Here is a 13,982-nt window from a genome sequence, read left to right as displayed (position 1 = left end):
ATGGTCAAAAAGTGAAAGCTGTCGCCCCGGTTCAGAGGGTCCGGTCAGAAACCGGTACCCATCTGGAACTGGAAGCGCTCCAGGCGGTCCGTCGGCTTGGCGTTCAGCGGCTTGGCGTAGCTCAGCTTGAGCGGGCCCACCGGTGAAATCCAGCTGATGCCCAAGCCAGCAGAATAGCGCAATTGCGAGATCCGCATTTTTTCGCCTTCCTGGTAGACCTGGCCGCCGTCGAGGAAACCGAACCAGCGCAAGCTGCGGTCATTGCCCGAACCGGGGAATGGCATCTGCAGTTCCGCGTTACCGATCAGGCGCGAAGCGCCGCCCAGGGCATCGTTGGTGCTCGGTTCGACCGCGCCCAGCGAGGAACTCAGGTAGCCGCGCACCGAACCGATACCGCCGCCGTAGAAGTTCTTGAAGACCGGATACACGTGCTTGCCGATGCCGTGACCGTAATCGATCTCGCCCTTCAGCGCCAGGGTGACCTTGCTGAACAGCGGACGGAAATACTGGTGCTCATAAATGGCACGGAAGTATTTCTGGTCGCCGATCAGGTCAGCCTCCAGGTTGACGCGCTGGTAGCGGCCGATCGATGGCGTCAGGGCGCTGTCGCGGCTGTCGCGCTGCCATGCCGCCGTCAGCGGGATGGAATTCGTCGTGGCCGAACCGATACCATCGGACGGGCCGCCATTGTCGATCACGTACTGTTTGAAGCGGATCGGGCTGGTGATGTCGGTTTCGATGCGCGAACGCTCGGCGCCGATACCGAAGAAGACGGTGTCGACTTCCGAGAACGGCACGCCGAAACTGACGCGGCCACCGGTCTGCTTGATCTTGTAGCTGCCGATGTTCAGCGCCGGCGGTTCCGTCGTACGCAGGTAGACTTCAAAGCTGCGCGAAATGCCATCGTCCGTGAAATACGGATTGGTCTGCGAAAACGCGATCGTGCGGCTGTAATGGCTGGTATTGAGTTCGATGCCGACCGTATTGCCGCTACCGGCGAAGTTGGCTTGCGAAATCGATGCCGACAGGGTGAACTTCTCCGATTGCGAGAACGCGCCGCCGATCAGGAAGTTACCGGTTGGCTTTTCCACCACCGTCACGTTGACGTCCACCTGGTCGGTCGTGCCCTGCGCTTCCGGCGTGTCGATGGTCACGTCCTTGAAGTAGCCGAGGCGGTCGACACGGTCGCGCGACAGCTTGATCTTGTTGCTGTCGTACCAGGACGATTCGAACTGGCGGAATTCGCGGCGGATGACTTCATCGCGCGTGGTGGTATTGCCGGCGATATTCATGTGGCGCACGTACACGCGCTTGCCCGGATCGATGAAGAAGGTGAAGCCCACTTCATGCTTTTCGCGGTTGATCTCGGGATTCGCGTTGACGTTGGCGAACGCATAGCCGAACGTGGCCAGGCGGTCCTGAATGCGCTTGTTGGTCGCCGTCAGGCGCGCGCCCGAGTAGATGTCGCCTTCGCGCATCAGGTTCAGCGCTTTGAGTTCTTCTTCGCGGCCGAACATCTCGCCTTCGAACTTGGTGCCGGCGATCTTGTACTTCTCGCCTTCGGTGATGTTGATCGTCAGGTAGATATCTTTTTTATCGGGCGTGATCGACACTTGCGTCGAGTCGACCTGCATCTCGATATAGCCGCGGTCCAGGTAATAGGACTTGAGCGCCTCGATGTCGCCCGTCAGCTTGGTCTTCGAATACTGGTCGGCCTTGGTGTACCAGCTGAACCAGCCGCCCGTGTTCAGGGCCAGCTGTTCGCGCAGTTCCTTGTCGCTGAACGCCTTGTTGCCGACGATGTTGATCTGCTTGATGCGGGCCACGTCGCCCTCGTCGACGGCGAACACCACGTTGACGCGGTTGCGCTCGATCGGCGTGACGGTGGTGGTGATCTTCACGCCGTACAGGCCATGCGACAGGTACTGGCGCTTGAGTTCCTGTTCCGCGCGGTCGACGGAGGCCTTGTCGAAAATCTTGGCTTCGCCGACGCCGATTTCCTTGAGTGCCTTGACCAGCACGTCTTTTTCAAATTCCTTGGTACCGGTAAATTCCACGCTCGCGATGGCCGGACGTTCCTCGACCAGCACCACCAGCACGTCGCCATCGGCTTCCAGGCGCACATCCTTGAACATGCCCGTCGCATACAGGGCCTTGATGGCGGCAACGCTCTTCTCGTCCGAGAACGTTTCGCCGACGCGCACAGGCAGGTAGGCAAACACGGTGCCCGCTTCAGTACGCTGGATCCCTTCGACCCGGATATCCTTGACAGTAAATGGCTGGACGGCCAGGGCATGGCCGGAACAGAAGGCCATGACGGCGGCGCCGATCAGGCTGCGGCGAAAGGAAGGCAAGGCAAAACGAGCAGAATGTAATTTCATTGGGGTTATTCAATGGGTAAATCAATGGACAACATACACAAAAGATTGCTTGTGCGACTCACGCAATGGCATCAACCACCGCCCTAATTCAGCAATCGCAACACGTCATTAAAGACGGCAAGCACCATCAAGGTCAGCAACAAACCGATCCCCAGGCGCTGGGCAATCTCGCCTACGCGCTCCGGCAAGGGGCGTCCGGTCAAAACTTCCAGCGAATAATACAGCAAATGCCCGCCATCCAGAACAGGAATGGGTAGCAAATTCATCACGCCCAGACTGATACTGATGAAGGCAATGAAGCTCAGGTAGCTTACCAGGCCGATGCGCGCCGTCTGGCCCGCGTAATCGGCAATGGTAATCGGTCCCGTCACATTCTTCAGCGACACCTGGCCGGTGATCATTTTGCCCAGCATTTTCAGGCTCATGACACTGGTATCCCAGACCTTGGCAGACGCCTTGCCCACGGCAGAGAACGGTCCCGATGCCACGGTGATCATATCCGGCACCTGTCCCAGCTTTGCCTGTATCTTACCAACTGTTACAGCTCCCTCCGCCCCGGCGCCCGGCACGGCGTCCGGCGTTATGGACAGGGTCAGGCCCTGGCCCTGGCGCAGGAGCTGCAATTGCAAGGTCTTGCCCGGCGCCTGGCTCAGGGTGGCGATGACGGCCGCCACGTCGTGCACGGGCTGTTCGTCGATGGCGAGGATCTGGTCGTTCTTCTGCAGGCCGGCGCGCGCGGCGGCGCCATCGGGCATGATTTCCATCAGCGTGGGCGCGGAACGGGCCAGGGTCAGGCCCAGCTTGCCCAGCACGTCGCCTTCCAGGTCCGCTTCCGTCAGGCTGGCCGTCGGCAAGGTCGCTTCCTGCTGGCCACGGTCGGGCCGGCGCACTTCGATGCGCGCCGGCTGCTTGTCGAGAGTCGCCTGGATCAATTCCCAGCGCAGCTCGGACCAGCTGGACACGGCCTTGCCATTGACGGCTTCAACCGTGTCGCCGCTGCGCAAGCCCGCCATGTAGGCTGGCGTCTGCTCGGCAACGGGGCCGAGTTTACTCGACGGCTCTTCGATGCCATGCATGAACAAGCCCGCGTACAGCACGATGGCGACGAGAAAATTGGCCAGCGGGCCGGCGGCCACGATGGCGATGCGGCGCCACACGCTCTGGCGCGTGAATTCGCGGCGCAATTCGCTTTCCGGCAAGCCGCTGAGGTCTTGTGCGCGGCTGTCGAGCATGCTCACATAGCCGCCCAGCGGCAGCGCGGAAATCGCCCATTCCGTCTGATCCTTGCCGAATTTGCGCGAATACACCACTTTTCCCATGCCGATCGAGAAACGCAGCACTTTCACGCCGCACCAGCGCGCCACCAGATAGTGGCCCAGTTCGTGCAAGGTAATCAGTGAACCGAGCGCGACGATAAAGGCCAATAAAGTGGTGATGAGCGTCATGCAGCCAGCCTTTGGGCGATATACGCTTGCGCGGCCGCCCTGGCCAGGCGGTCCTGCTCCAGCACGGCTTCGATGCTCGATGCGGCGCCATGCGGCACCGTCTCGATCACGTGGGCGATGACCCGGTCGATCTGGCGGAAGCCGATCCGTTCGTCAAGAAATGCCTGCACGGCCACTTCATTGGCCGCGTTCAGCAGGGCCGGCGCCGTGCCGCCCGCGCGCAAGGCGTCAAACGCCAGCGCCAGGCAAGGGAAACGGCGGAAATCGGGACGCTCGAACTGCAGGGTCGCCACTTGCGCCAGGTCCAGCTGCGCCACGCCGGAAGCGATGCGCTGCGGATACGCCAGCGCATGGGCGATGGGCGTGCGCATGTCCGGATTGCCCAGCTGGGCCAGCACGGAACCGTCGATGTACGACACCATCGAATGGATCACGCTTTGCGGATGGATCAGCACTTCGATCTGGTCGGCTGGCGCACCGAACAGCCAGTGCGCCTCGATCACTTCCAGGCCCTTGTTCATCATGGTGGCCGAATCGACGGAAATCTTGCGGCCCATGGCCCAGGTCGGATGCTTGCACGCCTGGTCCGGCGTAACCGCGTCGAGCGTCTCGACGTCGCGCGTGAGGAAGGGGCCGCCGGATGCCGTCAGCACGATTTTCGCCACGCCCGCGGCGCCAGGCACGCGGCCATGGGCGTGCGGCATGCATTGGAAAATGGCGTTGTGTTCGCTGTCGATCGGCAGCAGCACGGCGCCGTTGTCATGCACGGCATCGATGAACAGCTGGCCGGACATGACCAGCGCTTCTTTATTGGCCAGCAATACTTTCTTGCCAGCACGCGCCGCCGCCAGGGTAGGCGCCAGGCCGGCCGCACCGACGATGGCCGCCATCACGCCCGTCACTTGCGGCGCGCTGGCGATGGCGCACAGGGCCTCCACGCCGTACTCGACTTGCGTATCGACGCCCTGCCCGCGCAGCAAGCGCGTCAGTTCAAGGGCGGCGTCCGCCGTGCCGACGACGGCGCGCCGGGGACGGAACTGCAGGCACTGGGCAGCCAGTTCGGCTACGCGGCTGTGCGCGCTCAGCGCATACACGCTGTATTGCTCGGGATGACGCGCGAGCACGTCCAGGGTGGACACGCCGATCGAGCCGGTCGCGCCAAGGATGGTGATGTATTGCATGAGTTTCCTTAAAGCCAGCTGGCCACGAGGGCGGCAAATGGCAGGACCGGGATCAAGGCATCGATACGGTCAAGTACGCCGCCATGGCCAGGCAGCAGGCTGCTGCTGTCCTTGATGCCGGCGCGGCGCTTCAATTGGGATTCGAACAGGTCGCCGACGATGCTAGCGGCAACGACCAGCAACAGCACCAGCAAGGCCACGAGCCAGCCGCGGCGCAATTGCAGCTGCACGGCGAAGGTGTCTTGCAAGACCGGCAGCGATGGCGCGGCCACGATGGTGATGGCGGAAATGAGCAGCACGGCGATGCCGCCGCCGATGGCGCCTTCCCAAGATTTACCTGGAGAAATACTTGGCGCCAGCTTGCGCTTGCCGAAAGCCTTGCCCGAGAAATAGGCGCCGATATCGGCGATCCACACGAGAGCCATGACGGACAGCAGGTACAAAGGGCTATGCAGGAACAGGGCGATGATGGCAACGAAGCAGCCGACGATGGTCACCGGGTACACCAGGCTGAGCAAGGTATTGCCCAGGCCTTCGGTGGGCGGCAAACCCGTCGCCAGCGAGGGCACGAAGCGGATCAGCCAGATGGCCACGCACAGGGCGAACCAGAAATTGAGCTGCGCCATGCCGTTACCGACAAAGAACGTATAGGCGAAGGCGGCAGTCCAGACGGCGGCGATCGGCAGCGCCTGGCGATTTTTGAAGATGCGGAAGCTTTCCCATACAGCGGCGCCGAAGAACGCCGTGGCGATCACGGCGAAGGCGGGGAAATAATTCAGATACAGAACCGGCAGCAAGACCGCCAGAAGGACCAGGGCGGTGATTATCCGTGTTTTCAGCATCAGTTTGTCTTTTCAGTTAATTGCGCGCTGGTACGGCCAAAGCGCCGTTCGCGCTGCTGGTAAGACGCGATTGCCGCGTCGAGGCACTCGTCATTGAAGTCGGGCCAGAAAGTCTCGGTAAAAAACAGCTCGGTGTACGCCAGTTGCCACAGCAGGAAATTGGAAATGCGCTGCTCGCCGCCCGTGCGGATGAACAGGTCGGGCTCGGGCGCGTAGGCCATGGCCAGGTGCGGCGCCAGTTGCTCTTCCGTGTAGGCGTGAGCGGCAGGCTGGCCATCGGCGGCAGCCTCGGCCGTCATTTTGTTGACTGCTTGCATGATGTCCCAGCGGCCACCGTAATTGGCGCAGATGGACACCGTCAGGCGCGTATTGTTGGCCGTCTTGCGCTCCGCGTTGGCGATCAGCGTCTGCAGCTGCTCGTTGAACCGCGACAGGTCGCCCACGACCTTCAGGCGGATATCGTTCGCATGCATCTTGACCACTTCGCGTTCCAGCATCGTGACGAACAGGCGCATCAGCATCGACACTTCTTCTTCCGGGCGGCGCCAGTTTTCCGAACTGAAGGCAAACAGGGTCAGGTATTCAACGCCCCGATCGAGACAGGTCTCGACGACACGGCGCACGGCGTCCGCGCCCTTGACGTGGCCAGCCACGCGCGGCAGGACGCGCTTGGTTGCCCAGCGGCCATTGCCATCCATAATGATTGCCACATGGCGCGGCACCGTGCCCACCTCAGGTACTGCCGTTGTCGAACTCGAATAGATCATGAAAACACGAATACCAAAAATAAAAGATAACTATTATGCGCCAAATAGCACTGCCCGGAAAAGCCATGCTTTCCCGGGCAGCGTCAAAAGCACTGAAAACTAGACCGTCAGCACTTCTTTTTCTTTGTCGACAACCATCTTGTCGATGTCGGCAATAAACTTGTCCGTCAGCTTCTGCACTTCTTCCGACGAGCGGCGCTCGTCGTCCTCGGAGCAGGCTTTTTCCTTGACCAGTTTCTTCAGCGACTCATTCGCATCGCGGCGAATGTTACGCACGGCAATCTTCGCGTCTTCCGCTTCGCTCTTGACCAGCTTGACCATTTCCTTGCGGCGCTCTTCCGTCAGCGGCGGCGTCGGAACGCGGATCAGGTCACCCTGTGCCGATGGGTTCAAGCCCAGATCGGCGTCGCGGATGGCTTTTTCGATGGTCGAAGCCATCTTCTTTTCGTACGGCTGCACACCGATGGTGCGCGCGTCAATCAGGGTCACGTTGGCGACCTGGGTCAGCGCCGTCGGCGAACCGTAGTATTCGACCATCACGTGATCCAGGATACCCGTATGGGCGCGGCCGGTACGCACTTTGGCCAGGTCGGCCCGCAGTGTTTCCAGCGATTTCGTCATACGTTCCTGGGCGTTCTTTTTAACGTCAGCTAAGGACATGCTGCTCTCCTGTGGTGGCGCCTGTCAAAACCTGCTGCGCGTCGGCATAGGCGGCCTGCGATGCTCACCGTACCTCGGTACGGTTGCGCCTCTCGGCCACCTCTCCCTTCCGCTCGCGACGGTTTTGTCAGGCGCTGTTAATGATAATAAATCTTGAAATGACTACCAATACTAATTTAGACGTGGACCAGCGTGCCTTCATCTTCGCCCATGATGACGCGCATCAGCGCGCCTGGCTTGGTGATCGAAAACACCTTGATCGGCAGTTTCTGGTCGCGGCACAGGGCGAATGCCGTGGCATCCATCACTTGCAGGTGCTTGGCGATGGCGTCGTCGAACGTGATCGTGTTGAACAGAGTGGCGTTCGGATCCTTCTTCGGATCGGCCGTGTAGACGCCGTCGACCTTGGTGGCCTTCAGGACGATCTCGGCGCTGATCTCGGAACCGCGCAGGGCCGCTGCCGTGTCGGTGGTGAAGAACGGGTTGCCGGTACCGGCGGCGAAGACGACCACTTTACCTTCTTCCAGGTATTGCAGGGCTTTCGGGCGGACGTACGGCTCGACCACTTGTTCGATGCCGATGGCCGACATGACGCGCGCCGTGATACCGACGTGACGCATGGCGTCAGCCAGGGCCAGTGCATTCATCACGGTGGCGAGCATGCCCATGTAGTCGGCGGTGGCACGGTCCATGCCTTGCGCGCCGGGCGCGACGCCGCGGAAGATATTGCCGCCGCCAATCACGATTGCCAGTTCCACACCCAACTTTGCCACCTCGGCCACATCGGCCACCATGCGCTCGATCGTGGCGCGGTTGATGCCGTAGGGATCATCGCCCATCAGGGCTTCGCCGGACAACTTGAGGAGGACGCGCTTGTAGGCTGGTTTTGACATGAGCTGGGGCTCCATAAATGAGGTTATTCGAGTATGACATGGCACAACGCCTTGCAGCGCCGGATAGGCGGGAGGAAGCTGCCCATGCCGCCGCCCGGCACGACGGGTGCGGGCGGGCCAAAAAAACGGGCCTCTCGGCCCGCTTTACTTACGCTCCCTGGGAGGCAGCCATCTGTGCTGCGACTTCTGCTGCGAAGTCGTCTTGCTTCTTCTCAATGCCCTCGCCCACTACGTACATGGCGAAACCTTTGACGGTGGTGTTAGCCGCCTTCAGCATTTGCTCAACCGACAGCTTGTCGTTTTTCACGAAAGCCTGGTTCAGCAGGGACACTTCTTTCAGATACTTCTGTACGGAACCTTCCAGGCGCTTGGCCAGGATTTCCGGCGATTGCGCTGGCTTGCCTTCGGCGGCCGCTTTGGCTGCGTCTTCTTCGGCTTTCAGTTGTGCAACCGAACGCTCTTTTTCGATCAGTTCCGCTGGAACTTCGTTCGACGACAGCGACACTGGCTTCATTGCAGCGATGTGCATGGCCACGTCTTTGCCCACTTGCTCATCGGCGCCGTCGAATTCGACGATCACGCCAATGCGCGAGCCGTGCAGGTACGATGCCAGCTTGGCGCTGGTTTCGAAACGCTGGAAGCGGCGGATGGTCATGTTTTCGCCGATTTTGCCGATCAGGGCGGCGCGCACGTCTTCCAGGGTCTTGCCATCGAGTGGCAGGGCCAGCAGGGCAGCGACGTCAGCCGGGTTGTGTTCCGCTACCAGACGGGCAGCGTTGTTGGCCAGTGCCAGGAAATCGTCGTTTTTCGCAACGAAGTCGGTTTCCGAGTTCACTTCGACCAGGGCGCCTACGCCGTTGGCGATGTAGGTTGCCACGACGCCTTCAGCGGTGATGCGTGCCGATGCTTTCGATGCCTTGCCGCCCAGTTTGACGCGCAGGATCTCTTCCGCACGCGCCATGTCGCCATCGGCTTCGGTCAGTGCTTTTTTGCATTCCATCATTGGTGCGTCGGTTTTGCCGCGCAATTCGCCTACCATCGCTGCTGTAATCGCTGCCATGTGTTTCTCCTGATTCGGTGAGTCGATAGTCGCGGCCGGGCATGCATGCCTCGCCAGCGGTCACTATCGTTTTTTTGTTAAAAAAAAGGGGGAGCTGCTGCCACCCCTTTTCCCTTACTGCTGTGCTTACAAACGGCTATCCTGCGATAGCCTGGCCATTAAGCCTGTTCGTTTACTTCGACGAATTCGTCGCCAGCGGCTGCTTTAACCATTTCAACAACTTCGTTACCGGCAGCTGCACGGCCTTCGATGATTGCGTCAGCAACACCGCGAGCGTACAACATGATGGCTTTCGAGGAGTCATCGTTACCTGGGATCACGAAGTTCACGCCTTCTGGGGAGTGGTTGGTATCGACAACGCCGATGACCGGGATACCCAGTTTGGCCGCTTCGGTGATCGCGCCTTTGTGGTAGCCGACGTCGACGACGAAGATTGCGTCAGGAACGCCGCCCATGTCCTTGATGCCGCCGATCGATTTTTGCAGCTTGATCATTTCGCGGGAGAACATCAGCGCTTCTTTTTTCGACAGCTTCTCGATCGAACCGTCTTCGACCATCGCTTCCATGTCCTTCAGGCGCTTGATCGAGGTTTTGATCGTTTTGAAGTTGGTCAGCATGCCGCCCAACCAACGTTGATCAACGAAAGGCACGCCAGCGCGTTGTGCTTCAGCAGCGATGATTTCGCGAGCTTGACGCTTGGTGCCAACCATCAGGATGGTGCCACGGTTTGCAGCCAGTTGACGCACGTGCTTCATTGCGTCCTGGTACATCGCCATGGTTTTTTCCAGGTTGATGATGTGGATCTTGTTGCGATGGCCGAAGATGAACGGTGCCATTTTTGGATTCCAAAAACGGGTTTGGTGACCAAAGTGGACACCGGCTTCCAGCATTTCGCGCATTGTTACGGACATTATTAACTCCAGGGTTGGGTCTGGAATCCGATCAGTCACCATACAGGCACCCTTGTCGACCGGATTCGCGTGTTTATATAAATTAAAGACACTGTTTTACTGCATTGCTTAAAAGAGAATTCAAGCAACCCGGGATTCTACACTGAAATGCCTGCGGCATCAAGTCCGCGCTGCAAATCGCGTGCCTGACGGAAAGGCCCGACGCACCATGCTGGTGCAAGCTGTGGCGTCATCGCCCATTCGTCCGCGTTCCACCGACAAATCCCTGCCCTGCCATAGGAAGGACGCGGCGGATTGAGGGCGCCTCGTTTATAATTTCGACATATTTGCAGACTTTTTCCCATTTAGCAGGAATCGTCTGTGCTTTTCACCTGAATTCTTGCAGATTGCGAATCACACCATGTCCACCATCCGTATCAATACCGCCGCCGACATCGAAGGCATGCGCGTTGCCGGCAAGCTCGGCGCCGAAGTACTCGACTACATCACCCCCTTCGTCAAGGTCGGCGTCACGACGGGCGAACTGGACCGCCTGTGCCATGAATACATGGTCAACGTGCAAGGCACCATCCCTGCCCCGCTCAACTATTGCCCGCCCGGCTATACGCCATACCCGAAAGCCATCTGCACGTCCGTCAACGACGTCATCTGCCATGGCATTCCCGGCGACAAGGTGCTGAAAAGCGGCGACTCCGTCAACCTCGACATCACCGTCATCAAGGATGGCTACCACGGCGACAACAGCCGCATGTTCCTCGTCGGCACGCCCACCATCCTGGCCAAGCGCCTGTCGGAAATCACCTATGAATGCATGTGGCTGGGCATAGACCAGATCAAGCCGGGCGCCCACCTGGGCGATATCGGCCATGCCATCCAGCAGCATGCTGAAAAGGCCGGCTACAGCGTGGTGCGCGAATTCTGCGGTCACGGCATCGGCAAGGTCTTCCATGAAGAACCGCAGGTATTGCACTACGGCAAACCAGGCACCCTCGAGCGCCTGGAAGCGGGCATGATTTTCACCGTCGAACCGATGATCAACTCGGGCCGCCGCGAAATCCGCGAAATGAACGATGGCTGGACCATCAAGACCAAGGACCGCAGCCTGTCGGCGCAATGGGAACACACGGTGCTGGTCACGGAGACAGGCTATGAAGTGCTGACCGTCTCGCCCGGCATGCCGCCGCCGCCGGCCTTTATCACCAGCAAAGCCTGATCCATACTGCCTGACCCCACCCGACCCACCGCCACCCCAGGGCCCAGATGAAAAAGCAAGTTCGGGAACAGCTGAAACAGCAACTGAAAGCCGACCGCCAGGTCGTCATTGCGGCCTTCCAGGCCGACGGCAAGCCTGAAAAACTGCTGCGCAGCCTGCGCCACAGCGTCGATGGCGTGCTGGCGCGCGCGTGGCAGGAAGCGGGCTTGCCGCCCGGTACGGCGCTGGTGGGCGTGGGCGGCTATGGCCGGGGCGAACTGTTTCCGTATTCCGACGTCGACCTGCTGATCCTGCTGCAACAGGCGCCGGACGCCGCCACGCAGGAAAAGCTCGAGGAACTGGTGCAACTGCTGTGGGACCTGGGCCTGGAAATCGGCCACAGCATCCGCACCGTCGACGAGTGCCTGGTCGAATCGAAAGCCGACATCACCGTGCAGACGAGCTTGCTCGAAGCGCGCCTCGTGTGCGGCAATGCGGACCTGTTCGCGCAACTGCAGCAGCGCTATGACGCGGCCATGGACCCGCAGGCTTTCTTCCAGGCAAAAACGGCGGAAATGCGCCAGCGCCACGCCAAGTACGAAGACACGGCCTTCAGCCTGGAACCGAATTGCAAGGAAAGCCCGGGCGGCCTGCGCGACTTGCAGGTCATCCTGTGGGTGGCCAAGGCGGCCGGCTTGGCGAACTCGTGGCGCACCCTGGCCACGGGCGGCCTGATCACCCTGACGGAAGCGCGCCAGCTGATGGAAAAGGAGCGCGCCTTCAAGGATATTCGCGTGCGCCTGCACCTGCATGCGGGACGGCGCGAAGACCGCCTCGTGTTCGACGTGCAGACGGCCATCGCCGAATCGCTGGGCCTGCAAGCGACGGGCAGCGGGCCGCACATGCGCCGCGCCAGCGAATTTCTCATGCAGCGCTACTACTGGGCCGCCAAGACGGTGACCCAGCTCAACACCATTTTGCTGCAAAACATCGAGGCACGGCTGTTTCCGCAAGACGACGTGGCCGTACCCATCAACGAACGCTTCAATGAAGTCAACAGCCTGATCGACATCAGCGCCGACGATACCTTCGAACAATACCCGTCGGCCATGCTGGAAGTGTTCGTGCTGATGACGGAACGTCCGGCCCTGAAGGGCATGACGTCGCGCGCCACGCGGGCCCTGTGGCACGCGCGCTTCAAGATCGACGCCGCCTTCCGCCAGGATCCCGTCAACCGCGCCCTGTTCCTGCGCATCATGCAGGCGCCGGTCGGCATCATCCATGCGCTGCGGCGCATGAACGAAATGAGCATCCTGGGGCGCTACCTGCCAAATTTCCGCCGCATCGTGGGCCAGATGCAGCACGACCTGTTCCACGTGTACACGGTCGACCAGCACATTCTGATGGTGGTGCGCAATATGCGCCGCTTCACCATGAGCGAACATGCGCACGAATACCCGTTCTGCAGCCAGCTGATGGCCGACTTCTCGCAGTCGTGGCTGCTGTACGTGGCGGCCCTGTTCCACGACATCGCCAAGGGCCGCGGCGGCGACCATTCGAAGCTCGGTGTGACCGACGCCACCCAGTTCTGCCAGGACCACGGCCTGTCACAAGAAGATACGGAACTCGTGGCTTTCTTGGTGGAAAATCACCTGACCATGTCACAAGTGGCGCAAAAGCAGGATTTGTCCGATCCCGACGTCATTGCCGCGTTTGCGAAAGTGGTCAAGGACGAGCGCCACCTGACGGGCTTGTACCTGCTGACGGTGGCCGACATCCGCGGCACCAGCCCGAAAGTGTGGAATGCCTGGAAGGGCAAGCTGCTGGAAGACCTGTACAAGATCACCCTGCGCGTGCTGGGCGGCGAGCCGCACACGGCCGACCGCGAGCTGAAAAACCGCCAGCAGGAAGCGCTGGCCACCCTGCGCCTGTACGGCTTGCCGCCCGATGCCCACCTGAAACTGTGGCAACAGCTGGACGTGGCGTATTTCCTGCGCCATGACGCGTCCGACATCGCCTGGCAGACGCGCTCGCTGTATGATAAGCTTGACAGCAAGTTGCCGGTGGTAAAATGCCGGCTGGCGCCCATCGGCGAAGGCTTGCAGGTAGCCGTGTACATTCCCGACCAGCCCGACCTGTTCGCACGCATCTGCAGCTATTTCGACCGCAAGAATTTCAGCATCCTCGACGCAAAGATCCACACGACGAAAAACGGCTATGCGCTCGATACCTTCCTCGTCACCGAGCAGAACTTCGCCAAGAGCTACCGCGACATCATCAGCCTGATCGAGCATGAGCTGGGCGAACTGCTGCAATCGCAAACGCCGCTGCCGCCGCCGGGCAAGGGGCGGCTGTCGCGCCTGTCGCGCACTTTCCCCTTCCAGCCGACCGTCGACTTGCGGCCCGACGAAAAGGGCCAGTATTACTTGCTGTCGGTGGCCGCCAACGACCGCACGGGCCTGCTGTATGCGATCGCCAACGTGCTGACCAAGTACCGCATCAACTTGCACACGGCCAAGATCATGACCCTGGGCGAGCGGGTCGAAGACGTCTTCCTCGTCGATGGTCCCGCGCTCAACAATGCCCGCAACCAGATATTGCTGGAAACCGATTTACTCGATGCGCTGAAGGTGTGATGACCTCCCGCGCA

Annotated in this window: 11 protein-coding genes; 2 read left to right on the top strand and 9 right to left on the bottom strand. The window is 60.5% G+C overall.

From position 1 onward, the window contains the following. Nucleotides 1–44: 44 nt before the first annotated feature. The 9 genes from bamA to rpsB all read right to left on the bottom strand — a co-directional run bounded on the left by bamA (nucleotide 45) and on the right by rpsB (nucleotide 10,140). Nucleotides 45–2,381: an outer membrane protein assembly factor BamA gene (bamA, locus tag CLU90_RS02895; protein WP_092715561.1), complete on the bottom strand. Its 2,337-nt coding sequence runs from the start codon at nucleotides 2,379–2,381 to the stop codon at nucleotides 45–47. Between the two features lie 83 nt (nucleotides 2,382–2,464). Next, complete coding sequence (gene rseP / locus CLU90_RS02890; protein WP_092715563.1) at nucleotides 2,465–3,826, bottom strand: RIP metalloprotease RseP; 1,362 nt, start codon at nucleotides 3,824–3,826, stop codon at nucleotides 2,465–2,467. After that, nucleotides 3,823–5,007 carry a 1-deoxy-D-xylulose-5-phosphate reductoisomerase gene (ispC, locus tag CLU90_RS02885; RefSeq protein WP_092715565.1) on the bottom strand — a complete coding sequence of 395 codons (1,185 nt, stop codon included), beginning with the start codon at nucleotides 5,005–5,007 and terminating at the stop codon, nucleotides 3,823–3,825. Before ispC ends, rseP begins: the two co-directional genes overlap by 4 nt. A gap of 8 nt (nucleotides 5,008–5,015) precedes the next feature. After that, entirely contained in the window at nucleotides 5,016–5,849 is an 834-nt protein-coding gene (locus CLU90_RS02880; protein WP_092715567.1) for a phosphatidate cytidylyltransferase, read from the bottom strand. After that, complete coding sequence (gene uppS / locus CLU90_RS02875; protein WP_092715569.1) at nucleotides 5,849–6,616, bottom strand: polyprenyl diphosphate synthase; 768 nt, start codon at nucleotides 6,614–6,616, stop codon at nucleotides 5,849–5,851. Before uppS ends, CLU90_RS02880 begins: the two co-directional genes overlap by 1 nt. Before the next feature lie 99 nt (nucleotides 6,617–6,715). After that, nucleotides 6,716–7,276, bottom strand: a complete 561-nt coding sequence (gene frr / locus CLU90_RS02870; protein WP_092715571.1) for a ribosome recycling factor — start codon at nucleotides 7,274–7,276, stop codon at nucleotides 6,716–6,718. Nucleotides 7,277–7,452: 176 nt separating this feature from the next. Further along, entirely contained in the window at nucleotides 7,453–8,169 is a 717-nt protein-coding gene (gene pyrH, locus CLU90_RS02865) for a UMP kinase (RefSeq protein ID WP_092715775.1), read from the bottom strand. Between the two features lie 148 nt (nucleotides 8,170–8,317). Further along, nucleotides 8,318–9,229 carry a translation elongation factor Ts gene (gene tsf, locus CLU90_RS02860; RefSeq protein ID WP_092715573.1) on the bottom strand — a complete coding sequence of 304 codons (912 nt, stop codon included), beginning with the start codon at nucleotides 9,227–9,229 and terminating at the stop codon, nucleotides 8,318–8,320. Nucleotides 9,230–9,387: 158 nt separating this feature from the next. Then, complete coding sequence (gene rpsB / locus CLU90_RS02855; RefSeq protein WP_086145236.1) at nucleotides 9,388–10,140, bottom strand: 30S ribosomal protein S2; 753 nt, start codon at nucleotides 10,138–10,140, stop codon at nucleotides 9,388–9,390. Between the two features lie 400 nt (nucleotides 10,141–10,540). On the opposite strand from rpsB, the gene map reads away from it, so the two are divergent. Both map and CLU90_RS02845 read left to right on the top strand, forming a co-directional pair. Beyond that, a complete protein-coding gene (gene map / locus CLU90_RS02850) occupies nucleotides 10,541–11,353 on the top strand; it encodes a type I methionyl aminopeptidase (protein WP_092715777.1) in 813 nt (270 codons plus the stop codon). 47 nt (nucleotides 11,354–11,400) lie between these two features. Further along, nucleotides 11,401–13,968, top strand: coding sequence for a [protein-PII] uridylyltransferase (locus tag CLU90_RS02845; protein WP_092715575.1), 2,568 nt, complete (start codon nucleotides 11,401–11,403; stop codon nucleotides 13,966–13,968). Nucleotides 13,969–13,982 lie beyond the last annotated feature (14 nt).

Source organism: Janthinobacterium sp. 67 (assembly GCF_002797895.1).
Classification (GTDB): domain Bacteria; phylum Pseudomonadota; class Gammaproteobacteria; order Burkholderiales; family Burkholderiaceae_D; genus Janthinobacterium.
The sequence above is the reverse complement of the archived record's forward strand: the minus strand, read 5'-3'. Positions and strand labels throughout refer to the sequence as shown.